This is a genomic window from Candidatus Pantoea communis (genome assembly GCF_011752685.1).
Taxonomy (GTDB): domain Bacteria; phylum Pseudomonadota; class Gammaproteobacteria; order Enterobacterales; family Enterobacteriaceae; genus Pantoea; species Pantoea communis.
The window spans coordinates 1-21,565 of record NZ_VWXC01000011.1; the positions used below are offsets into that span (position 1 = coordinate 1).

Genomic DNA, 21,565 nt, shown 5'->3' on the forward strand with positions numbered 1-21,565 from the left:
TGGCGATGGCGCCAGGGCTGGTGCTGCCGGAAAGAAGAGTGCGGCATTACCCAAGGGCGGTAAAAAAGAGGCCACAACGTTATCCGTTGCGGCCTCCATTAAGATCTTAACTGACAAGCATTACGCCATTGGCGGGCTTGATAGCAGCGGCTATCGAATAATCTCGTAGGTGACGCGCGTGTATGTACTGCAACCACGATTGTGGCAGTCCATTATTGCAGGAATATTTTGTTACTGAACATACCGTTTCCTGATGACTGTATAGCCGTGGACTTCAAGCGCTGACTCATACGTATTGAATATTGAGCGCACCCTGTGCTGATGTGGTGATCTGCGCCTGAACCCGCCACGTTGTGTGTATGCGTTCGGGTGTGAGGACGGCTTTGGGCTTACCCGTTGAAACCACGCGCCCCTGATCGAGTACCACAAGGTGTTGGCAATATTTTGCCGCCAGATTCAGATCGTGAAGAGCAATCACCACCGTCACGGGCAGCGAAGAGATAAGACGCATCAATTCAAGCTGGAATTGGATGTCGAGGTGATTGACGGGTTCATCCAGCAGCAAAACATCCGGTTTTTGCGCCAGTGCGCGGGCGATTTGGCAACGCTGGCGCTCACCGCCGGATAATCGTTGCCAGCAGCGGTCGACCAAATTTTCCAGTTGCATTAACGCCACCGCCTCGTCAACGGCGCTGGCATCCTCTGCCGTCCAGAACTGGAATGCGCCACGATGAGGTGTGCGCCCGAGACGAATAATGTCAATCACCGTGAGTTCATCATCGGCTTCGGCGTGTTGCGGGACAAAGGCCAGTTTACGCGCCAGCTGATTGCGCGAAAGTTGATTCAGCCTCAGTTCGCCAAGGGTTATCTTCGCGCCTGTATCAGGCATTAGCCCAGCCAGCGCACGCAGTAGCGTAGATTTTCCTGAACCGTTGGGCCCAAGCAAACCTACGGTTGCAGACTGAGCTGCGTCGAAGGAGACCGTGGTGAGGATGCGACGCGCTTGAAGTTGGACGCTGAGGTCACTGACCGATATCGTCATCGTTTAGTTGCCCTTTCGTTGATAGAGAAGGAAGGCAAAAGCAGGGGCGCCCACTAATGCAGTCACCACGCCGATGGGTAAAACCTGATGTGGGATCAACGTTCTCGACATCAAGTCGGCAAGGATCATGAAATGGCAGCCCGACAGGAATGTCACGGGAAGGGTGATAAGGTGTCGCTGTCCAACCAGCATGCGGGTCACGTGCGGGATGACCAATCCGACAAATCCCACCGCCCCAATTGAGCTGACAATCACCGCCGTGATGAATGCCGTAATCAACAGCAACACCACCCGCACTTTCACAACCGGAGTACCTAACGTTACCGAGACATCGACACCAAATGAAAACGTGTCCAGCGTGCGTGCATAGCACATGATCACCCCAAATCCGCTGACGATGACGATGGCGCACAGAACGGCATCTGGCCAGCGAACGCCGCTTAAACTGCCTAAGAGCCAAAACATCACACCGCGCGATTGCTCCGCATTGGCTGATGTGCTGACGATGTAAGACGTGAGCGCATTGAACAGCTGTGTTCCGGCAATCCCGGCCAAAATGATGCGCCCGGTGTTTTCCCCCATCCCTCGTGAGAGCAATATGATCAAGCCAAATGCCAGGCAAGCGCCGGCAAAGGCACCACTGCCAACCGTCAACACGCCGCTGCCAATACCCAGTAGCATCACCATTACGGCCCCGGTGGAAGCACCCGCAGAGATACCCAACAGATAAGGTTCCGCCAGCGGGTTTCTTAACAGCGATTGCAACACCAGGCCACAAATCGCTAAGCCACCTCCACTGCAGGCAGCCATAAAGGCCCGGCTCATCCGATATTGCCAGACGATGCCAGCTTCAACGGGAGGGAGATCATAATGCGTCAAGCCCACCCCGTTGGTGATCGCCTGGAAAGTGGCGCTCAATGAAATGGACATATCGCCAATGCTGGATGAGAAGATCATCATCACGGGCAGGCTGATAAGGCCCGTGATGAAAATAAAGCCGATCTTAAATGGGTAAGCCCGATTCATACTATTTAAACGCGGCAATCTTTTGACCGATCAGCTCAACCGCATCGACATTGCGCAGGGACGGATTGAGTGACATCGCAGGCACGACCACGATATGACCCTGCTTAACCGCGTTCATTTCTCGTGTAACGGGATCGCTGGTGAGAAAAGCCTGTTTTATGGCGACATCATCGGCTGGATACAGCCTTCTATCCATGCTGGCGATGACGATGATATCGGGCTGAGATTGTGCGATATGTTCCCAACTCACGGCGGGCCATTCATCGGAGGAATCAATGATATTTTTGAGGCCTAGAGTCTGAGTGATCCAGCCCGGCGCACCATCACTGCCTGCGATCCACGGATCGCCTTTAAGGCGTGTGCTTGAGAACCAATACACCACCTTAAGGGGTTTGCTGGTGTGAAGCGCCGCCTGTTGTTGTGCCTGAGCGATTCGTGCAGATAACTTCTCCTTTAAGGCATCACCACGCTCCGTCACATCGAAGATGTTGGCAAGCGCGGTGATTTCATCATAAATCACCTCAATCGAGTAAGGTTTCACGCGCGCACCGTCGCCGTTTGAAGTGGCGGTGACCGATTTGCCCTGACAATCAGCAGGTGAAATCCAGGTTTTGATGCCAAGCTGTTCAAATTGATCGCGAGTAGCGACTTCACCCTGAGGCCCAACATGCCAACTGTACTGCGCCAAAACCAAATCAGGTTTTTGCGCGACGACGGCTTCAAACCCCGGTGAGTTGTCCGCGAGGCGTTTAATACCACTGCCAGCCTGTGCTAATTCAGAGGGGAGAGGGCCGAACCAGACGGCGGTTCCCGCGATTTTACTCTCCAGGCCAAGTGCCAGAAGGAGTTCTGTTTCATGCTGACCAATGGTCACCACGCGTGCAGGTGGTCGTGAAAAGGTTTCCGTTTTACCGCAGTTTTCAATGTTGAGTGGAAAGGCGGAAGCCAGTGCGGCTGAACTGCTGAATACCATTATGAGTGCTAAAAGGCGGGTCGAAAAAGTGCGCATGATTTACCGATTACGTAGTGTTATGTTATAATATAACATAATGGCAAGTCTGATGTATTCATGTCAATTGATTCTGATACCCATTGTGAGTGTTAAGTGTTAAGTGTTAAGTGTTAAGTGTTAAGTGTTAAGTGTTAAGTGTTAAGTGTTAAGTGTTAAGGCTATTGAAGCGAAGTCCGTGGCCCGGACTTCACTCTGATCTTAACCCGGACCATCACTTCCTGCCGCCAGCAGAGGCACCACCACATCACTGATCGGTGTCGCGATGCCTTGTGCTTTGCCGCGTCGCTGCACCACGCCATTACGGATGTCCCATTCAAGCGGGCGATTGGCCTGACGATCCGCCAGGATCGAGGTGCCTAAATCTGCCGGGGCGCGATGGAAGCCAGCCATAATTTCCTGCGGCACGTTGTCGCTCAGATTGGCGCCTTCCGCACGCGCCACAGTCAGACACTCCCGCAGATAGGCCAGACCCAGCTCGGTGATATCTTCGCGCTGAAACATCCCGGCGCGGCGATTGGCGAGCACCATTAAACCGGCGACGGCGTTTTGCAACAGTTTGCGCCAGGCAATGGTGAGGAAATCTGCCTCCAATTCGACCGCACAGCGCGAGTCTTGCAGTGCTTGCACAATACGCTGTGCTGGCGCGACGTCGGGCACAGTCAGGCGCGGCTTCGCGCGTAACCACACCGAGGCATCAGGCTCGCGCTGAGCCGGGAACCACACCACAGAAGGCAGTACCGTTGCGCCATTGACTAATGGAGACAGCTGTTCAACTTGCTCCACGCCATTTTGCAGCGCGCACACCACCGTATTCTCATCACACAACACCGCCAGCCAGGGTGCAATTTCCGCCACCTGGGTAGTTTTGACCGCCACAAACACCAAATCAAAGGGCCTGGCGATCGCTTCAGGATTGCTCAGCACCGGGCCAGGCACCACAACCTCACCGTCTCCGTGGCGCAGCAGCAATTGTGTATGTGCCGTACGCCCACACAGTGTTGGCGTGCGATTCATTTCATGCAGCGCGGCAGCCACAGTGGTGCCGATGGCGCCGGGTCCGACAAGGGCGATGGTTGGAAACTCAGTCATGCAGCTATTCTCCTGTTTATCCAGTGCTGCCCTCAGGGTCAGCGAAAACTCTCTATTACAGCCTGGCATTGTGACTGAATGATGTGCGTTCCATCGGCCAGATAGAAAAATCATAGCGCGGAATAATCACTCAACGCCTGCCGTGAAAGGGCGAATTACAGCAGGGCTATCTGTTTCTGTTGCAGCAGTCGCTGCATCTCAGCATCAGGTTCTCCATCAACAATCAGTGTGCTGGCCAGTGACAGATCGCCAATGGCGAACGCCGATGCTGAGTTGAGTTTCTCTTTAGAGACCATCACCACCGTTTCCGCCGCACGCGCCGCCAGTGCACGTTTCACACCGGCTTCTTCGTAATTACCCGTGGTTAACCCTGCGGTTTTGTGTACTCCGGTGACGCCCATAAAGAACAGGTCTGCATTGATGTGTGCAATGGCTTCGATCACCGCTGATCCCACGGCAACCACCGAGTGACGATACAGTTGGCCGCCAATCAGAATCACCTCAACCAGAGGAAAATCAACCAGGGCGACGGCAATACTCGGACTGTGGGTCACCACGGTAAAAGCCAGTTCTTTGGGCAGCAGTTGCACCATTTCCGCTGTGGTTGTACCGCCATCAATGATCACCACCTGACCCGGTTGAATCAGTTGCACCGCTTTTTGCGCGATCAGGCGCTTAGAACTGATTTGCACGTTTTTGCGTGTTTCGAAAGGGGCAATAGCAGCAGAAACCGGCAGCGCACCCCCGTGGACACGTTGCAGTAAACCCTCGCTGGCCAACTCCCTTAAGTCACGGCGAATCGAGTCCTCAGAGACGCTAAAGCGCTGGCTAAGCTCGCTTGACATCACTTGCTGCTCATCGGCAAGAATCGTCAATATCTGCTGTTTACGTTGACTGGAAAGCATAATTCTCTCATTCGTGTTTTTGCTTGTATGTGCACGATTATGCATGATAACGTCTGTTTTGTCAGCCATCGGGAGACCAAACATGCAGCATAAAGTGCGCAATATTCGTGAGCAGTTGTTATCCGACAACTGGTACACCTTAAAAAAATACACCTTCGATTTACAGCGTGCCGACGGCAGTTGGCAACAGCAAAGCCGCGAAGCTTACGACCGTGGCAATGGTGCGGTGATCCTACTTTATAACCGCCATAAACAGACAGTCGTCCTGACACGGCAATTCCGCTTTCCCATCTTTATCCATGGGCATGATGGCTTTTTGATCGAGGCCGCAGCCGGTTTGCTGGATAACGCCTCGCCGGAAACGCGCATTATTGCCGAGGCAGAAGAAGAAGCTGGTTACACTGTCACAAATATTGAGAAGGTGATGGAGGCTTATATGAGCCCGGGTTCGGTGACGGAGAAGTTGTTTTTCTTTATCGCGGAATATCACGATGGCGACCGAAAGCATGCTGGCGGCGGTCTGGAGGAAGAGGGGGAAGATATCGAAGTACTGGAGTGGCCTTTCGCACGCGCCATGGACGCGATCCGAAACGGTGAAATCGAAGATGCCAAAACCATCATGTTGCTGCAACACCTGGCATTAAACATTCAATTTGAGGAGAAAGTGCAATGATGATTCTGATCGCAGGTCCGGTTCGCAGTGGCACTCACGGTGATCAGCAACTGATTGAGCAAAATATGCAGAAACTTGATCACATGGCGTTGCAGGTTTATCAAAAGGGCCATACCCCGGTGATAGGTGAATGGCTGGCGTTACCGCTCGCCAATGCGGCGGGTTCGCAGCGGATTGGGGATGAAATCAGTGAAGCCTTCCTCTATCCCGTTGCGCATCGTCTTATTCAGAGTTGTGATGCCATTTTACGCATGCCTGGCGCTTCAACGGGTGCGGATCAGGATGTGCAAGTTGGCAAGGATTTGGGGTTGAGTATTTTTTACGATATCGAACAGGTCCCCTTGGTTCAGGCCCAGGCAGGATACATATAGACAGATAGGGCAAGCTCTGTTTTGCCGATTTGAACACCAAGGGTGGAGGTAGTGTTATGGAGGATGTGATGACGGAGAGAGCCTACTATTTCAGCGATCTGCTGGAGATGGATACGGTTGGGGCGATCTCACACCTTACGCCTGCGGTGGCACGCATGTGCAACGCACCGGGGACGTTGGCGATATCGTCATTACCCGAGTGAAAGAAAAGAAGGGCGAACTTTCGGTGCAGTATGAAGTGCGGGATTAATGAGCAGGCGAATTAACGCCTGCACTGCGCTACTTAAATTCATCTATTTTTAATTGTGCGAAAGCCTGATCAACATCGCTATACGTTTGTGAGGTGGTATAAGTGCCAGACAGTTGCCAATAAAAAACCGGAGCGCCAGGTTCTTCGCTGCTTTCCGCTACCCGATAGCGAGAGAATTTTATTTGCGCGGCTTCAGTCAGATCATCATTGTCCTGATTTGACGAGAATTTCATCGCGCGGATCAGGTAATAAACGCCCTGGATATTGTGCAGTTCAAAACCAATGATTTTGTCAGAGGAACCCGCAAGACGAAAATCCGACCAGGTAAAGCCATCATCATCCGGAACCGGTAAAATAAACCAGTTGCCGTTTTTATTGATGAAGGCAGATAGCGTCTGGCTGGGATGCGAGGTGTTATTGTCAAAGGTCGCAGAGACCAGCAAATCCGGGACGCCATCCTGATTAAGGTCGATATTATTCGCCCCTGCCAGCAACCCGACCCGCGTAGCACCCTGCGCACCGAAAACGGTACATAATGACAGAACGATAAACGCGAAAGTTTTTAATTTCACTGCACGCTTTCCTTACTGGTTAAGACAATATCAGGGATTAAAACCTGAATATTGAAAGACAGCATGGCATTGCTGCCTGATGGCCATCATGGCGTATTTTAAAAATTTTGCTCTCCAATCGCGCTGAATTATGGGTGTTTTTTCTGTGATGTGAAAGGGTGAACGGAATAATTAAAAGAAAAGAGATTAACCGACGAAGCGCGTCATCCGTTTACGCACTTCGTTAGAGGAAAACAGACCTAATGTGAACGTCTTTCCTGAACCCTCAACTCATACTTGCGCCATGCCGCCATCCACAAACAGTTCGGTGGCATTAATAAAGCTCGAAGCATCGGATGCGAGAAACGCGACAACCTGACCAATCTCACCGGGTTCTCCCAAACGGCCCAATGGCACCTGTGCGGCGAGCGCATCGAACAATCCCTGACGCTGATCTTCGGGCACTAAATCGCCCAAACCTGGCGTGCGCACCGGACCAGGGCTCACCACGTTGACACGGATGCCGCGATCTTTCACATCCAGCGCCCAAGAACGGGCAAAGTTACGCACGGCGGCTTTACTGGCGCTATAAACACTGAATCCTGCGGTGCCCTGAACCGAAGTGGTGGACGAGGTCAAAATCACCGAGGCTTTGTCGCTTAACAGCGGCAGCGCTTTTTGCACGGTAAACAGCACGCCTCGCACGTTGGTGCCAAAGATACGGTCAAAGTGCTCTTCAGTAATCGCACCGAGCGGTAACATATCGCCGCCGCCAGCATTGGCGAACAGGATATCGAGCCGGCCTGCCTGGCGTGCAATCTGGGCATACACCGCATCCAGATCGCTCAGCACAGAAGCATCAGCGCGGATACCGGTTGCCTGCGCGCCAATCAGCGTCACGGCGGCATCCAGTTCCGGCTGGCGACGACCGGTGATAAACACCCGTGCGCCCTGTGCTGCCAGCGCCTGGGCAGAGGCTAAACCAATCCCGCTGGTGCCGCCGGTGACTAATGCAATTTTACCGTTTAATGATGTGTTCATGAGTGTTCTCCCAAATGGATTTAAGTGTGTAATGACTGCGTTGCAGTGCATGGGAGGCAATGTAACCCTGCGCGGTTTAGTGATAAATGGTGTAAAATCGAAATCACTATTCCTGTGCATGGATAATAAAAATGGACCAGCTGTTGGAGATAAAGGCGTTTGCGCGCGTGGTGGAAGCGGGGAACTTCACCCGTGCGGCCGATTCACTGGATATGCCGAATGCCACGTTGAGCAAACTGGTGCAGGAGTTAGAAGGGCATCTGGGTGTACGCCTGTTACAGCGCACCACGCGACGCGTCACGGTCACGCCTGAAGGACGAGATTATTACGATAAAGCACTGCGTATCGTGCGTGACCTGGAAGATATTGATGGCGCATTTAACGCGGTAAACGGAACGCCTCGCGGGTATCTGCGCATTGATATTGGCGGCTCAACGGCGCGTGAGGTTCTCATCCCACTGCTACCTGATTTCGTTGCGCGATTTCCTGAGATTAGCCTCGATCTCGGCGTATCAGACCGGGCTGTGGATCTGATTAGCGACAATGTCGATTGCGTGATTCGTGGCGGTCCACTGGGTGATTCATCGCTGGTGGCGCGTCATCTTGGTGATGCTGAGATGATCACCTGCGCGGCACCCGCTTATCTCAAAACTTACGGCGTGCCAGCCTATCCGCAAGAGCTTAAAAATGGCCATCGCTGGATTAGCTATTTATCTCCGCAAAGCGGGCGCGCCTTCCCGCTGCGCTTTCTGCAGGGTAATGAGAAACAGGAAATGAAAATTGAGCATCGCATCGGCATTAACGAAAGCAATGCTCATCTGGCAGCTGCGGTGGCAGGATTAGGCATCATTCAGACATTTCGATACGCAGCAGCCAAAGATTTAGCGTCAGGCGCGCTGGTGGAGATACTGAAGGATTGGCGGCCCGCCAGCTATCCGTTTCACGTGGTGTATCCGCAAAACCGCCATCTGACCCAGCGTTTACGGGTGTTTATCGAATGGTTGCGTGAGGTATTTCCTGCGCGACTCAATGGATGACAAGCCAGAGGCGATCTGTTAACTTTTTGTTTCTGAACTCCCTATTTTGACTACAGGCCTGCGTAAATGACACTTTCAGCCGCACTTTCCCCGTCATACGAACATGGCCTGTATGCGATCTGCTGTCCGCCACCGCCTCCTGCACGCGTTGTGGTTCGCTAAGAACCGAAAGTCTTCACGCTTAAATTTCCAACGTTTGTTTTAGGAGCATTTTCATGCGTTCTTCGTCTTTGACGTCGCAAGCGGCGACGTCGGGCTTCGTGCTGCTGTGGGGCAGTGCGGCCATCTTCTCTCGCCTGGGTTTGGACAATGCCTCACCCATCGCGCTATTGATCGTGCGCTTCAGTGTGGCGCTTGCCGCATTAATGCTGGTGGGCATTTTTCGGCGTCGCTGGCTACCCGATGCGGGCAGCCGAAAAACGGTGATGTTCACCGGGCTGATTTTGATTGGTGCCTATTCGGTGTGTTACTTCCAGGCGATGGCCGAGAGTGTAACACCTGGCTTGATTGCCACCATCATGGGCATACAACCGATCCTGACGCTCTGCATCGTGGAAAGGCGCATGCAGGGCACGCGATTACTGGGATTGCTGATCGCGTTAGCGGGATTGATACTGCTGGTGTGGCGCAGTCTGGCGGCATCGCAGTTGCCGTTGAGCGGCATTGTCTGCGCTCTCGGCGCACTGCTGTGTATGACGTTTGGTGCCATCATGCAGAAAAAGGTGTCCCAGCATCCCGCGCAGGTACTGCCGCTGCAATACGCGGTGAGCCTGGCGCTGTGTGCTCTTCTGCTTCCGGTTAAAGCCTTCCATATCGACTTTACGTTGCACTTCTGGATTTCCGTGCTGTTTCTTGGGGTGATGATCTCGGTGGTGGCGCAGCTGCTGCTGTATCGGCTGCTGAGTGCGGGAAGCATCGTTAACGTCACCAGTTTGTTTTATCTGGTTCCGGTGATAACGGCAGTACTGGATTACCTGTTGTTAGGTAATGCGCTGCCGTGGTCGGGGATGATGGGAATGCTGGCTATTCTGCTCGGCATCATGCTGGTGTTTCGCACACCGCGCCTGAAAACATCGGGGTAAGATCGAACAGGGCGCATCAAAATGGATGCGCCCTTTATCGTAGTTAAACCGTGCCGGTGCCGCCATCAGAACACCAAACCTGTCCCGACGTGAAGCTATTGGTGGTTTCCGCAAACGTCACATAGAGCGGCGCGATTTCAGCAGGCTGACCGGGCCGACCCAGTGGCGCGGAAGCGCCAAATTGCTCCACTTTCTCCTGCGGCTGTCCGCCACACACCTGCAATGCAGTCCAGTAAGGGCCGGGTGCCACGGCGTTGACGCGGATTTGGTCTTTACCCAACTGCTTGGCTAAAGCTTTAGTAAAGGCCGCAATCGACGCTTTGGTCTGGGCATAATCCAACAGGATGGCGCTGGGATCGTAGGCCTGCACTGATGACGTGTTTATGATCGATGAACCCGCCGGTAGGTACTCCAGCGCCGCCTTCGTGATCCAAAACATGGCATACACGTTAGTCTTAAAGGTCGCATCAAAATCTTCTGTCGAGAGGGTACGAATCGATTCATTGAACTGCTGACGGCCGGCATTGTTGACCAAAATATCCAGACCATCGAGTTTTGTCGCCGCTTCCTTCACCAGTTGCTGGCAAAAGGCTTCGGAGCGAATATCTCCCGGTATGGCAATCGCCTTACGACCTTCCGCTTCAATCAGTTTTATCACCTCTGCCGCATCCTGTTCTTCATCGGGCAGGTAATTTATCGCCACGTCGGCACCCTCACGCGCGAAAGCAATCGCCACCGCACGACCAATCCCGGAATCGCCGCCGGTAATCAGCGCTTTACGACCGGTTAAACGACCAGTGCCACGATAGCTGGTTTCACCATGATCCGGGCGCGGTTCCATTTTTGCCGCCAGCCCAGGAAAATCCTGTAATTGTTTTTTAAAGGGAGGTGTCGGATATTGATGGGTGAGCAGCGTTTTATTAGTCAATGAACTCATCTTAATCTCCATGTTCTTCGCTAGTGATAAATTAAGCCTGGCATAAATGTGATATATGTCACGTCAAAAAATGACCAATTGAAATTTTTCAGCTTAAGCGAGGCGTTATTATGGCTGCGGCGATGGAAATAAAAGGCGTGACTGGAATGAGAGGGGAGAGCAGAATAAGCGCAAGACGTCAGTCATATATCGTCATTGCACTTATTCAATTGCCAGTTGAACCTATTGGCATCCTTGTCGTTGAGGCGACTAGCGCGCCCGATGCGGCTTAAGAGCCTTTGTTACTGCTTTTTCCGCCTTTTTTCCCGGCTTCGGAGGCTTTCTCGGGGTTGTCTTTAAAACTACCGCCGCCGCTGCTTTGCCCACCTTTTTTACCTGCTTCAGATGCCTTTTGTTTATCATCTGCGAAGTTACCGGAACCGCCTCTATGCTCGGCCATAAAATGCCCTCATTCATGCATTGCGATTACATAATCGTGGATAGCGTCACACGTTATGTCCAGACTGCAGAATTAAGGTTAGTGCCACTGTGAATATTAACAAGCGCGGCGGCAGCGTATAAGTGGATTATCGAGTGTTTTTTCGTATCTTATTTTTTAAGCAAATGAATTATGAAGGTTAATAATTAATTATTAATATAATCGAAGCGTATTTAACGCTTCGATTATAAATAAGGCCGATTAACTCGCAGGGATTTGAGTGAAATAGGTCCCGCTATAAGGTATGGGCAGGAAATCATGGAAGATTTGCTTTAACGTTTGCTCGGGTTCGACATCCGCGAACAGCTGAGGATAAAGTGTTTTTGCCATAAATTCCGTTGCCGCGATGTGCCAGGGGCTGAGGTAAAAATTCATCCAGATGACCGCGGAGTGGCCGTTACGTAGCGCGGCTAATTCACGCAATCCGTTTTGCTGCGAGGTCAGTTGGGCGAAGCTGCTTTGCACCGCTGGCAGTGCCACTTCTGGCCCCAGCTTCAGCAAACCCTGCGCCTCGTTATCGCCAAATCCGGTGGCGAAGTAGTAATCCGGTTGCGCCGCGATCACCATTTCTTCGCTCAAGCGACCAAACACGCCGTGCTGCGTTTTAGCCGCGATATTATCGCCGCCTGCGGCGTTTAACAGTTCACCAAGGCTGCCGTTGATGGCGGTGACACAGCACTCATTACGGCGGCCAAGATGCAACTGCAACAACACTGAAGGCTTCGCGCCGTGATAACTGGCCAGCCGATCACGAATCACCTGCATATGTGCGTCATAAAAACGGTTAAAGGCCTGCGCGCGAGCCTGCTGATTCAGCACCTCGCCAAAAATCTCCACGCTGCGACGGGTATTCTTCAGCAGATGCACGCGCAGATCGATTTTCACCACCGGAATATGGGCGGCTTTCAGCATACTCACCAGGCGCAGATCGGCATCATCGTAGCGCGCCAGGCTCGGCAGGATCACCACATCCGGTTTGAGCGCCAGGATCTGCTCAGGATTGATGGCATTCGGGCCGCCTGAACCGAGGGAAGGGATTTTTAACATTTGCGGGAACTGACGCGCAAAACTGTTCCACGTCTGGCTATCGTACTTTTTCAAATCCTGAGGCCAGGCAACGATATGCTGAAAAGGATTGCCCGGTTCCAGCAACGCCAGCGTGTAGAGCATGCGACTTTCGCCCAGCACAATGCGCTGCGGATGGTCAGGGATATCCACCTGATTACCGTCAATATCCGTGACGGTTTTTGCCAGCGCGGCGCCACTAAGCACCAGTAAGAAGCAGGCCAATACAATCAGCATTGGCCCCCAAAGGGAAGGGGCGCGCCGGGCGCCCGCTTTAACCACAGAATCAGAACTCAACGCTGGCCTCGACCATTAGGTTACGGGTTTCACCCTCACGCACGCGCAAATTGCCGCCGCTGGAGGTGTAATAGTGCTTGTTGAACAGGTTGTTCAGATTCAACTTAAGTTGTGTCTTTTCACCAAACAGCTGATTGTTCCAGGCGATAAAGCTGTCCGCCACCACGTAATCCGGCATCGTGAAGCTATTTTCAGGATCGCCCGCTCGCGAGCCGACATAGCGCGCGCCGCCACCAACGCGGAAATCACCGGGAATGCCGTTGATACTGAGGTTGTGGCTGAGATAGAGCGCGCCCGAATGACGCGGTGCATTTTGCAGCCGATTGCCATTGTTAGCAGAATTTACGCCATCATCAACAATCTCAGCCTTATCGTAGCTGTAGTTAGCGCTGATATCCCAACCCGGCAATACTTCGCCGTTTAGCTCAAACTCTGCGCCGCTGGAACGGGCTTTATCAATCGCGCGCGTTGAACCGTTAATGCTGAGCGACATGTCACGTTCATCAATGCGGTACAGCGCGACGCTGGCAAACAGCTTTGGCGAGATCTGCCATTTACTGCCGACTTCCCAGGTCGTGCCCTGTTCGGGTTTACCGACATTGCCGTCATCGTCCACATCGGTGGAAGGCGTAAAGGATTTGCTGACGCTGCTGTAAAGCGAGACATCAGGGGTGATTTTATAAATCAGACCCGCTTGTGGCAGGAATTTATTGCCTTCACTGTTCAGTGTTTCCACCACCGGATCGAAGCCTTTGGACGCACGCTGCTCGTAATGCTGATAGCGTCCGCCAAATACCGCAATCCACTGTTCCGTCAGTGAAATACTGTCTTTGGCGTAAACCGAACGGCTATGAATGCGGTTCAGGTTATTGGCGTTGGCGGTGTTTTCCGAGGTGCTATTGGTGACCGGTGACAGGATATCGTATTGCGGATCGGTAAAGTTAAACCCGGTGTTGGATTTCCCTTGATACTGATGCGCGCGATAAGTCTGGTTCATCTCATAATCAGTCCCGATCACCACATCGTGGGTCATGCCCAACAGCTGTTGTGAGCCGAGCAGATCCCATGAAACGTATTTCGTTTTGTGGTTAAAGCCACGGTTAGCATCAGCACGACGCGTGACAACGCCGGTGGAGGGGTTAATGGCGGTGACGCGCACTTCGTTGTTGTCGTATTGACGCTGATTCCAGCCAAAAGTGACGCGCGTGCTCCAGTCATCATTAAACTGCCAGTCATAGTGCGCATTAAGGGTTTTGTTGTGACCCCAGGCATGATTCGCCTTGTCGTCGAGACGATCTTTGTAGCCGATATCCAGCGGCTTGCCATTGATAAAGGCGGTGCCACGATCGTAGGGGATATCGTATTGATAATCTTCATAGCTCACGAGAAAGCTGGCTTTTTCACCGTACCACTGCAACGAAGGCGCGATCAGCGTATGTTTGTCGCTGCCAAAGTTGCGCCAGTAATCCTGATTCTGCTTTTCGGCGATCAAGCGGAAAGCCAGGCCGTTGCCCAGCGGGCCGGTGACATCGACGGTGCCAGCGCCGCCACCTTCGCTGAAGGAACGGCCGCTAACTTTGGTGTGCCAGTCATATTGCGGTTTTTTGCTCACCACGTTGATCACGCCGCCCGGATTTTGAATGCCATAGAGCAGGGATGCCGAGCCTTTTAGCACTTCGACGCGTTCGGTGGTGGCATCGAAGTTCAACCCCTGGCTGCTGCGAATGCCATCACGATAGATTGACCCATCAGAGTTGCTGCCAAATCCGCGACGTACAAAGCCATCTTCGGTGCCTGCCAGGGTATTGCCCTCTGTGACACCACTGACAAAGCGCATCGCATCAGTGAGACTGGCGGCCTGATAGTCTTCAAGCTGTTGTTGGGTCACCACACTCACCGATTGCGCTTCGTTCAGCCGCGGCGTGGGCGTTTTGCTGGCGACGGAACTGCTGGTGGCGTTATAGCCTTGCGGGCTACTTTCCTGCGCGGTCACCGTCAGGGTATTACTGCTTTCCGCTGCCAGACTGCCTGCTGCAGTGAAAACGCTGACACCGTATATAGCGGCGATAATGGCCGGATGGCATGTGGGTTTAAAAGCGAAAGTTTTGTTGTTATTCATTTAAATAAACCTGGTGTTGGTACGGAATTAATCTCGTCCATGAAACGAAGCTAGGATTAAATTATTTTCAGCAGAGAAAAGTGCATGAAATAAGCATTCTCTGTGGATCGTGCGCCTTAAACTGAGATGGCGTGATGTTATTGAGAATCATTCAAACATGAAAGAATGTAGTAGTAAACGGAAATAATGGCGTTGATACTACAGCAGGAAGAGAGTCCATTAACGCCATTTCCATTTGAGGTTTAATTGTTATAAATACAACAAAAACAGTTAGATAAATAGATTTCTTGCTGTAATCAAACGTTCCGCCCCAAAGGAGCAATAGCGATCAGGATGCTGGATTAAACAAGAAATATCACTACAATACCGTGCCTAAATGGGGGACGAAATCACGCCCTGATGATCAACAGGTAAAAAGATGGCCGTAAATAAAATAAAAAATCGGGTTGATGTATTAGGTGAGCGCTATCGCGCACGTGCGCCGTCATTATCGACCAGTCTTCAATCCGTCGCGCGATATATCCACGACAATCGTGAGGCAATATTAGACGCCACCGCCATGGAAATAGCCGATGCCACTCACACCTCGGATGCCACCGTGGTGCGCGCCGTTCAGGCGTTGGGATTTGCCGGTTTGCGTGATTTGAAAACCACGCTGAAAGCCTGGTTTGGCCCGGCGATGAATTCAGAAGAGAAGATGAGCGCCACCGTCAGCGAGCTGTCGTGTGACATCAATTCGGGGATCGATTTCGTACTGGGTGGCCATAAACGCGCCTGCGATGCCCTCTCGGAACCTCACAATCGGCAAGCGGTGGCGCAGGCTGTCGCGATGTTGATCGACGCGCGACAGGTAGCGCTGTTTGGCATTAATGCTTCAGGGATTTTGGCGGATTACAGTGCTCGGCTGTTCACACGTATTGGTATTCCTGCCGTCACGCTCAATCGTTCGGGTATTGCCCTCGCTGAACAGTTGATCACCTTACAGCGTGGTGATGTGCTGATTATGATGGCGCAGAAATCTGCCCATAAAGAAGGGCTGACTACCCTGAAAGAGGCGAAGCGGCTAGGGATGCCGGTGATTTTGCTGACCAATGCCTTAGATTCTGCCTTTGCCAAAGAAGCGGATGTGGTTATCAATGTGCCGCGCGGTGGGGAGAATGGTCGTATGCCTCTGCATGGCACCGTGCTGGTGTGTCTGGAGATGTTGATTTTGTCGGTGGCTTCAGCGACTTCATCGCGCACGGTAAAAACCATGAAACGCATTCAGGATCTCAATCGGTCGCTAAAGCCCACCAGTAAAAAATAGCGCTATTGACTGCCAGTGGTAGTCGGTCTGGCAGCTTTAACCATTCTGCTGCGCGTGACAAGCCATACCGCCAGCACGATCAACAATGCACCGCCCATAAAGCCCTGGTTGATCTGTTCATCCAGCACTAACCAGCCCCACAGGATGCCAAAAGGCGGAATCAGGAAGGTGACGGTGAGGGTGCGCAGGGGGCCAATATCGGCCAGCAAACGGAAGTAGATGATGTAAGCCAGCGCGGTGCAAATAAAGCCGACGGCCAGGATACAGGCCCAGACTTCAGGAATGTGCCAGTTCGCCGCCGGCGTTTGTGGCGCGCTGAAGGCAAAGAAAGGCAGCAGGAATAGCGAGGCACCTAACTGGCTGCCGAACGCGACTTTCGTGGCATCAAGCCCGCCGCGCGATCCAATCCAGCGCTTAGCGAGAAAGCCGGCAAAACCATAACAGGTAGTGGCGACCAGACAAGCCGCGATGCCGAGCACCAGCGCGTGCGAGAGCACCCCTTCGCCAGTGGTACTGATCAACATAATGCCGACAACACCGGCCACCATGCCCAGCACTTTACTCACGGTCAGTTGTTCATTGAAGAACGCCGCACCAATCACGACACCCATTAACGGCGCAGTAGCGTTGAGTATTGCGGAGTAGCCTGCGGGCAGCACGCGAGCGGCAAGGCAATACATCAGGAAAGGTAATCCTGAGTTAATCACACCCAGCAACATTGCCCAACCCAGTTTGCCTTCGAAGCGACGCGGAATGCGCAGTACTGCCATCACGATGATTAAACCCAATGCGCCACATAACACGCGCAAAAAAGCCGTATTTATCGCACCCAGCGCGGGAACGGCAATACGCATAAAAAGAAAACTGGCTCCCCAGATAGCCGCCAGCAGCAAAAGTCGCAACGAGTCCGATGTTCGCATGGTTCAGATTCAATCATTAGCAAGATGGGCTGACATCATAGCAAAAATTCTTAACACTCAAAGCGATGTCGCGGTGCTATGTTACTTCACTGCATCACAAAAAAACGGCGAGGAAATGAATGCATTGGGAGTCTGAAAGGCTGCTGTATCGGCCGATTGAGCGCAAGGATTTGCAGGCGCTTTTTCGCATCTATGGCGATGCACGAACACATCAATTTAACCCACGCGGGCCTTATCCAAGCCTTGATCATGCGCGAGACGTGTTATTACGCAGAATCAAAGACCGCGCTATTCATGGTTTCGATGACTGGGTCATCATGGAGAAAAGCGATCCTCAACACGTGATTGGTTTCGGTGGCGTTTTCGTTAGCGAATTTAACGGTCGCAGAACCAATAATCTCGGTTACCGTTTTGAACCGGATGCCTGGGGAAAAGGCTATGCGACAGAACTCGCGCATCGCGCTATCCGCCACGGTTTTGAAGATCTAAAACTGAAAGAAATTGTCGGTGTGGTGAGAGAAAACCACACCGCATCACGCCGCGTACTGGAAAAGGTCGGGATGACTTTCCTCGAAAGGGTGTTTAATCCGCAAGATCCGCCCGCCAGTTTGATGTTCACCATCACACGCCAACAATGGAGAGAAAGAAATGGAACAGGTCATTAGAGAACTCACTGCAGAGGATTACGCACAGTGGAAATCGCTGTGGTTGGGCTATCTCGACTTTTATGTCAGTGAGGTCACGGAAGAAGTCACCAATACGACATTTCAACGATTGGTTGCGGAAGGCGAACCGATGCATTGTCTGGTGGCGGAGGAGCAGGGCAAATTGACTGGGCTGGTGCATTTTATTTGCCATCGCAGCACCTGGACCCTGGGTGACTATTGCTACCTGCAGGATCTGTTCGTCAGCCCAGACGGGCGTAAACAAGGTACGGGTCGCGCGTTAATCGCAGCGGTGAATGCTGCCGCTGAGGCATTGAACTGCTCGAAAGTGTATTGGATGACGCGTGAGAATAATTACCGCGCCCGAGCGCTGTATGATCAGGTCGCGGCGAAGACGGATTTTGTGCAATACCGTGTTGCACCCTAATCAGCAATTTCACTCACACCGCTTGTCAATTCTTCCTACCATCCTGTACCATTTGGGAATCGATCATTTCCTAAATGGTATTTCCTCTACCGCAAACTCAAATCTTGATACGAGAACGCGGCCAACCATGCCAGCCCAGGAACGATTATGTTTTCGACCTATCCGACCAAAAATTTGATCAATTAGGAAGTAATCATTTCCAATTTTAGGAGTAACGGATGAATGCCTCAGAATTAAAAATAACATCGCGCTGGTCACAACCTGTCACCAACCTGCCTGATTTTTCCCATTATTACGCCACGGTAGACGGTGTTCGCATCCACTACGTTAGCGGCGGCAACCCACAAGGTGAAACCCTGGTGCTGTTAGCCGGGTTCCCGCAAAGCTGGTTTGCGTGGCGCAAGGTAATGGCTCTGCTTGGCGATCATTACTTCATTATCGCGCCCGATCTCCCCGGTCAGGGGGATTCCGATAAGCCTTACAGCGGCTATGACACCACTTCTCTGGCAGAAAAAGTACAGGGCCTGCTGCTGCAACTGAACATCCATCACTACTATCTTGCGGCGCATGATGTCGGTGCGTGGGTGGCCTGGCCGTTTGCCCTGCGTTATGCCAATCAGATAAAAAAACTGGCACTGCTTGATGCCGGCATTCCGGGCGTGACCTTGCCGGATGCGCTGCCTGCCACGCCCGATAAGGCCTGGAAAACCTGGCATTTTGCCTTCCATCTGCTGCCGGATCTGCCTGAAGCCTTAATTGCCGGGCGCGAAGAGATCTATCTGGATTGGTTCCTGAAACGCAAAGCCGTCAGCCCAATGGTTTTTGATGCAGACGATATGACGGAATACACGCGGTTGCTGCAACAAAACGGTGCTTTGCGTGCAGGTATGGCGGCCTATCGCGAAGTGAGCGTCTCGGCGGAACAAAACCGTGCATGGCTGCATGATAACGGCAAACTGACGGTGCCGTTGCTGGCGGTCAGTGCCGATCAGGGTTCGATCCCCGATATGGCGATTCCGCTTCAGGAGTTTGCGGCTGAGGTTTCAGGCATCAAAATCGCGCACTGCGGTCACTTCATCCCGGATGAGCAACCGCAGGCGCTGGCTGAAGCACTGCGCGAGTTTTTTAGTTAGTTGCGCAGACTGGCGATCTCCACACGTTGACCACTGGCAGATGAGCGCACCATCGCTTCAATGATCTGCTGATTCTCCAGGCCAAAGCGGAAATCCGGGAAACAACCGGCTTCGCTGCTGAGGCCTTTAATCAGGTCGTAAATTTCGATCACTTTCACATCGAAGTATCCCAGGCCACCGCCAGCGAAATCGAAGCCAAAGAAGCCACTAAACTGCTCGACCTGAGAACCGGCATAAATGGTTTTAAAGCCGCGATCGTGTTTCGCATCGCCATAACGTGCAATCTTCAGTTCGTTAAAGCGCTCACCGTCCATGATGATGGTGCCTTCGGTGCCCGAGATTTCCCAGGCAATGCCGAACACTTTTCCTGCGGAGATGCGTGAAGATTCAATCACGCCACCGGCGCGGTTCTCGAAAGTGACCAACGCCTGGAACTGATCGTCGTTTTCCACTTTCAAACGCGCCGCCTGTTTATCTGCCTGGGCACCATAGCCTGAACCACCACCTGCAGCAGGACGCGTGTCAATAAACAGCTGCTCCTGTCCTACCACGCTCTTGATCGGCCCCATCAAATATTGCGCCACGCTCACCACGTGTGAGCCTAAGTCACCGAGTGAGCCAGACCCGGCCTGTTCGCGCGAGCAACGCCAACTCCATGGCAGCTCGGGATCGTTGAAAAATCCCTGATCGAACCAGCCACGGAAGCGTGTCGGTGTGCCGATGTCACCGCGATCGATCATCTGCTTCGCCAACTGCGCTGCCGGCGTTTTGATGTTATTGAACGCCATGATGGTTTTCACACCTGCTCGTTCAGCTTCCTGGGTCAGGGTTTGCGCTTCCTGCAACGAAACGGTGAGCGGCTTTTCGCAGTAGACGTGTTTACCTGCACGAATCGCGGCCAGCGCCATGTCGAAGTGCATGCTATTAGGCGTGGTGATATCAACAATATCGATTTCAGGATTGTTCACCAGCGACTGCCAGTCCGCCGTGCTGTGTTGAAAGCCGTAGCGTCGAGCCGCTTCTTCGGCCAGTGCGGGGGTGACATCTGCCAGCGTATGCAGAACGGGTTGCAGCGCCAGGTTACGATACAGTAAACCCGCGCGGCGCCATGCATCGGCATGTGCCTGGCCCATAAAGCCTGAACCGATCAGGCCAACATTCAGTGTTTTTCCAGCCATCAGCGGCTCCTTAAGCGTTTGCAGGTAAAATGTGTTGGGCAACAAAACGTTGTGCGCGGGTCACGGTCTCTAATGGGGGCGCTTTCGCCGGATCCTGCTCGGCTTCCACTACCATCCAGCCCTGATAACCGCTGCGAGCGATAAACTCTGCCAGCGGCCGATAATCAATACCGCCGTCGCCTGGCACGGTAAACAACCCTGCGAGCACGGCTTCGTTGAAGGTCATACCGCTGGCCCGCACTTGTTGCAGGCGATCCAACCGCACATCTTTTAGATGGATGTGGCAAATGCGGTCGGCGAATTCCTCAATAAGTTGCGTATAGGAGAATCCGGCAGCGGTGGCGTGACCGGTATCCAGTAACAGGCCAACGGCGGGCGAACAGGCATTTAACAGCGCACGGATTTCCGGCAGAGTTTCGGCCACCATCATCAGGTGGTGGTGATAGGCGAGGCGTAAACCGTATCGATCAAACAAGGCTTCGGCAAAGCGGGAAAGGCGATCGGCATAGTCGGCGACCTGACTCTCCGGCAACAAACGGCGGGTGCTCAGTGGCACATCCAGCGCGTTGTCAGCCATCCAGCCGCATTCGCCGTACACCATCACGTTGGCGCCATTTTCCTGCAGCAGGGCGGCATGGTTGTGCACTGCATCCAGCTCCTGCTCAACGCTGCGTTCGGTGAGAAATCCGTCATGCCAGCCTGACACCAGTTGCAGTTGATGTTGTGCCAACAGCTGCTTCAATGCACCCGGCTCGCGCGGGAATATGCGACTTAGCTCGACGCCCTGAAATCCGGCCTGTTTCGCTTCCTTCAAACAGTGTTCGGCCGAGGTCCCTGCGCCGAGGTATTGCAGCACTTCATTGACCCAGGAGAGTGGGCTGACGCCGAGTTGAGGTGCGGGGTGACCTGTGCGATAAAACGCTTCTTTGATCATCGGTTATATCCTGTAGGGGAGATAGCG

24 protein-coding genes are annotated in these 21,565 nt (G+C 52.9%); 10 read left to right on the top strand and 14 right to left on the bottom strand.

Translation table 11 applies throughout. The features are described from left to right. Positions 1–286: 286 nt before the first annotated feature. The 5 genes from F3J37_RS15190 to F3J37_RS15210 form a co-directional block, all read right to left on the bottom strand. Positions 287–1,042, bottom strand: coding sequence for an ABC transporter ATP-binding protein (locus F3J37_RS15190; protein ID WP_166934148.1), 756 nt, complete (start codon positions 1,040–1,042; stop codon positions 287–289). Positions 1,043–1,045: 3 nt separating this feature from the next. Next, positions 1,046–2,068 (bottom strand): FecCD family ABC transporter permease, encoded by a 1,023-nt coding sequence (locus tag F3J37_RS15195; RefSeq protein WP_166934150.1) that lies wholly within the window; start codon positions 2,066–2,068, stop codon positions 1,046–1,048. A gap of 1 nt (position 2,069) precedes the next feature. After that, a complete protein-coding gene (locus F3J37_RS15200) occupies positions 2,070–3,041 on the bottom strand; it encodes an ABC transporter substrate-binding protein (protein WP_240154106.1) in 972 nt (323 codons plus the stop codon). A gap of 237 nt (positions 3,042–3,278) precedes the next feature. After that, positions 3,279–4,169, bottom strand: coding sequence for an oxidoreductase (locus tag F3J37_RS15205; protein WP_058961275.1), 891 nt, complete (start codon positions 4,167–4,169; stop codon positions 3,279–3,281). 155 nt (positions 4,170–4,324) lie between these two features. Further along, on the bottom strand, positions 4,325–5,074 hold the full coding sequence (locus F3J37_RS15210) for a DeoR/GlpR family DNA-binding transcription regulator (protein ID WP_166934154.1): 750 nt from the start codon (positions 5,072–5,074) through the stop codon (positions 4,325–4,327). 82 nt (positions 5,075–5,156) lie between these two features. On the opposite strand from F3J37_RS15210, the gene F3J37_RS15215 reads away from it, so the two are divergent. From F3J37_RS15215 to F3J37_RS15225, 4 genes are all read left to right on the top strand, one after another. Then, entirely contained in the window at positions 5,157–5,747 is a 591-nt protein-coding gene (locus tag F3J37_RS15215) for an NUDIX hydrolase (protein WP_166934156.1), read from the top strand. Continuing rightward, a complete protein-coding gene (locus F3J37_RS15220; RefSeq protein ID WP_097117790.1) occupies positions 5,744–6,118 on the top strand; it encodes an NUDIX hydrolase in 375 nt (124 codons plus the stop codon). The genes F3J37_RS15215 and F3J37_RS15220 overlap by 4 nt, the downstream gene beginning before the upstream one ends. A gap of 68 nt (positions 6,119–6,186) precedes the next feature. Continuing rightward, positions 6,187–6,321: a hypothetical protein gene (locus F3J37_RS28375; RefSeq protein ID WP_255464781.1), complete on the top strand. Its 135-nt coding sequence runs from the start codon at positions 6,187–6,189 to the stop codon at positions 6,319–6,321. Then, complete coding sequence (locus F3J37_RS15225) at positions 6,276–6,368, top strand: hypothetical protein (RefSeq protein WP_166934158.1); 93 nt, start codon at positions 6,276–6,278, stop codon at positions 6,366–6,368. The genes F3J37_RS28375 and F3J37_RS15225 overlap by 46 nt, the downstream gene beginning before the upstream one ends. A 29-nt stretch (positions 6,369–6,397) precedes the next feature. Here the strand turns inward: F3J37_RS15225 and F3J37_RS15230 are convergent, their stop codons facing one another. Further along, positions 6,398–6,940 carry a carbapenem self-resistance protein CarG family protein gene (locus F3J37_RS15230; protein WP_166934159.1) on the bottom strand — a complete coding sequence of 181 codons (543 nt, stop codon included), beginning with the start codon at positions 6,938–6,940 and terminating at the stop codon, positions 6,398–6,400. A gap of 270 nt (positions 6,941–7,210) precedes the next feature. Then, a complete protein-coding gene (locus F3J37_RS15235) occupies positions 7,211–7,960 on the bottom strand; it encodes an SDR family oxidoreductase (protein ID WP_058961280.1) in 750 nt (249 codons plus the stop codon). Positions 7,961–8,091: 131 nt separating this feature from the next. Here F3J37_RS15235 and F3J37_RS15240 point away from each other — a divergent pair, with 131 nt between their 5' ends. Beyond that, positions 8,092–8,997: a LysR family transcriptional regulator gene (locus tag F3J37_RS15240; protein WP_166934161.1), complete on the top strand. Its 906-nt coding sequence runs from the start codon at positions 8,092–8,094 to the stop codon at positions 8,995–8,997. 209 nt (positions 8,998–9,206) lie between these two features. Continuing rightward, complete coding sequence (locus F3J37_RS15245; protein WP_166934417.1) at positions 9,207–10,079, top strand: DMT family transporter; 873 nt, start codon at positions 9,207–9,209, stop codon at positions 10,077–10,079. A gap of 43 nt (positions 10,080–10,122) precedes the next feature. On the opposite strand, the gene F3J37_RS15250 is transcribed toward F3J37_RS15245, so the two are convergent. From F3J37_RS15250 to F3J37_RS15265, 4 genes are all read right to left on the bottom strand, one after another. Beyond that, positions 10,123–11,016: an SDR family oxidoreductase gene (locus F3J37_RS15250; protein ID WP_166934163.1), complete on the bottom strand. Its 894-nt coding sequence runs from the start codon at positions 11,014–11,016 to the stop codon at positions 10,123–10,125. Between the two features lie 268 nt (positions 11,017–11,284). Next, complete coding sequence (locus F3J37_RS15255; RefSeq protein ID WP_034827492.1) at positions 11,285–11,455, bottom strand: KGG domain-containing protein; 171 nt, start codon at positions 11,453–11,455, stop codon at positions 11,285–11,287. A 240-nt stretch (positions 11,456–11,695) separates the two neighbouring features. After that, entirely contained in the window at positions 11,696–12,796 is a 1,101-nt protein-coding gene (locus F3J37_RS15260) for an ABC transporter substrate-binding protein (protein ID WP_166934165.1), read from the bottom strand. Positions 12,797–12,845: 49 nt separating this feature from the next. Continuing rightward, a complete protein-coding gene (locus F3J37_RS15265; RefSeq protein ID WP_166934167.1) occupies positions 12,846–14,975 on the bottom strand; it encodes a TonB-dependent siderophore receptor in 2,130 nt (709 codons plus the stop codon). A 418-nt stretch (positions 14,976–15,393) separates the two neighbouring features. On the opposite strand from F3J37_RS15265, the gene F3J37_RS15270 reads away from it, so the two are divergent. Then, positions 15,394–16,281 carry a MurR/RpiR family transcriptional regulator gene (locus F3J37_RS15270; RefSeq protein WP_166934169.1) on the top strand — a complete coding sequence of 296 codons (888 nt, stop codon included), beginning with the start codon at positions 15,394–15,396 and terminating at the stop codon, positions 16,279–16,281. 2 nt (positions 16,282–16,283) lie between these two features. On the opposite strand, the gene F3J37_RS15275 is transcribed toward F3J37_RS15270, so the two are convergent. Further along, positions 16,284–17,201 (bottom strand): DMT family transporter, encoded by a 918-nt coding sequence (locus tag F3J37_RS15275; RefSeq protein ID WP_166934171.1) that lies wholly within the window; start codon positions 17,199–17,201, stop codon positions 16,284–16,286. 119 nt (positions 17,202–17,320) lie between these two features. On the opposite strand from F3J37_RS15275, the gene F3J37_RS15280 reads away from it, so the two are divergent. The 3 genes from F3J37_RS15280 to F3J37_RS15290 all read left to right on the top strand — a co-directional run bounded on the left by F3J37_RS15280 (position 17,321) and on the right by F3J37_RS15290 (position 19,426). Next, positions 17,321–17,866 (top strand): GNAT family N-acetyltransferase, encoded by a 546-nt coding sequence (locus F3J37_RS15280; RefSeq protein WP_166934173.1) that lies wholly within the window; start codon positions 17,321–17,323, stop codon positions 17,864–17,866. Beyond that, positions 17,850–18,293 carry a GNAT family N-acetyltransferase gene (locus tag F3J37_RS15285; protein ID WP_166934175.1) on the top strand — a complete coding sequence of 148 codons (444 nt, stop codon included), beginning with the start codon at positions 17,850–17,852 and terminating at the stop codon, positions 18,291–18,293. The genes F3J37_RS15280 and F3J37_RS15285 overlap by 17 nt, the downstream gene beginning before the upstream one ends. Before the next feature lie 218 nt (positions 18,294–18,511). After that, positions 18,512–19,426, top strand: a complete 915-nt coding sequence (locus tag F3J37_RS15290; RefSeq protein ID WP_166934177.1) for an alpha/beta fold hydrolase — start codon at positions 18,512–18,514, stop codon at positions 19,424–19,426. Here the strand turns inward: F3J37_RS15290 and F3J37_RS15295 are convergent. Continuing rightward, complete coding sequence (locus tag F3J37_RS15295) at positions 19,423–20,604, bottom strand: Gfo/Idh/MocA family protein (RefSeq protein WP_166934179.1); 1,182 nt, start codon at positions 20,602–20,604, stop codon at positions 19,423–19,425. The genes F3J37_RS15290 and F3J37_RS15295 overlap by 4 nt on opposite strands. A 10-nt stretch (positions 20,605–20,614) precedes the next feature. Beyond that, complete coding sequence (gene iolE / locus F3J37_RS15300) at positions 20,615–21,538, bottom strand: myo-inosose-2 dehydratase (RefSeq protein WP_166934180.1); 924 nt, start codon at positions 21,536–21,538, stop codon at positions 20,615–20,617. Positions 21,539–21,565: the final 27 nt, after the last annotated feature.

Excerpts from the sequence above, each read along its gene's own strand:
- F3J37_RS15190 (WP_166934148.1), bottom strand. The coding sequence starts at position 1,042 with ATGACGATATCGGTCAGTGACCTCAGCGTCCAACTTCAAGCGCGTCGC.
- F3J37_RS15195 (WP_166934150.1), bottom strand. The coding sequence starts at position 2,068 with ATGAATCGGGCTTACCCATTTAAGATCGGCTTTATTTTCATCACGGGC.
- F3J37_RS15200 (WP_240154106.1), bottom strand. The coding sequence starts at position 3,041 with ATGGTATTCAGCAGTTCAGCCGCACTGGCTTCCGCCTTTCCACTCAAC.
- F3J37_RS15205 (WP_058961275.1), bottom strand. The coding sequence starts at position 4,169 with ATGACTGAGTTTCCAACCATCGCCCTTGTCGGACCCGGCGCCATCGGC.
- F3J37_RS15210 (WP_166934154.1), bottom strand. The coding sequence starts at position 5,074 with ATGCTTTCCAGTCAACGTAAACAGCAGATATTGACGATTCTTGCCGAT.
- F3J37_RS15215 (WP_166934156.1), top strand. The coding sequence starts at position 5,157 with ATGCAGCATAAAGTGCGCAATATTCGTGAGCAGTTGTTATCCGACAAC.
- F3J37_RS15220 (WP_097117790.1), top strand. The coding sequence starts at position 5,744 with ATGATGATTCTGATCGCAGGTCCGGTTCGCAGTGGCACTCACGGTGAT.
- F3J37_RS28375 (WP_255464781.1), top strand. The coding sequence starts at position 6,187 with ATGACGGAGAGAGCCTACTATTTCAGCGATCTGCTGGAGATGGATACG.
- F3J37_RS15235 (WP_058961280.1), bottom strand. The coding sequence starts at position 7,960 with ATGAACACATCATTAAACGGTAAAATTGCATTAGTCACCGGCGGCACC.
- F3J37_RS15240 (WP_166934161.1), top strand. The coding sequence starts at position 8,092 with ATGGACCAGCTGTTGGAGATAAAGGCGTTTGCGCGCGTGGTGGAAGCG.
- F3J37_RS15250 (WP_166934163.1), bottom strand. The coding sequence starts at position 11,016 with ATGAGTTCATTGACTAATAAAACGCTGCTCACCCATCAATATCCGACA.
- F3J37_RS15255 (WP_034827492.1), bottom strand. The coding sequence starts at position 11,455 with ATGGCCGAGCATAGAGGCGGTTCCGGTAACTTCGCAGATGATAAACAA.
- F3J37_RS15260 (WP_166934165.1), bottom strand. The coding sequence starts at position 12,796 with ATGCTGATTGTATTGGCCTGCTTCTTACTGGTGCTTAGTGGCGCCGCG.
- F3J37_RS15265 (WP_166934167.1), bottom strand. The coding sequence starts at position 14,975 with ATGAATAACAACAAAACTTTCGCTTTTAAACCCACATGCCATCCGGCC.
- F3J37_RS15270 (WP_166934169.1), top strand. The coding sequence starts at position 15,394 with ATGGCCGTAAATAAAATAAAAAATCGGGTTGATGTATTAGGTGAGCGC.
- F3J37_RS15275 (WP_166934171.1), bottom strand. The coding sequence starts at position 17,201 with ATGCGAACATCGGACTCGTTGCGACTTTTGCTGCTGGCGGCTATCTGG.
- F3J37_RS15280 (WP_166934173.1), top strand. The coding sequence starts at position 17,321 with ATGCATTGGGAGTCTGAAAGGCTGCTGTATCGGCCGATTGAGCGCAAG.
- F3J37_RS15285 (WP_166934175.1), top strand. The coding sequence starts at position 17,850 with ATGGAACAGGTCATTAGAGAACTCACTGCAGAGGATTACGCACAGTGG.
- F3J37_RS15290 (WP_166934177.1), top strand. The coding sequence starts at position 18,512 with ATGAATGCCTCAGAATTAAAAATAACATCGCGCTGGTCACAACCTGTC.
- F3J37_RS15295 (WP_166934179.1), bottom strand. The coding sequence starts at position 20,604 with ATGGCTGGAAAAACACTGAATGTTGGCCTGATCGGTTCAGGCTTTATG.
- iolE (WP_166934180.1), bottom strand. The coding sequence starts at position 21,538 with ATGATCAAAGAAGCGTTTTATCGCACAGGTCACCCCGCACCTCAACTC.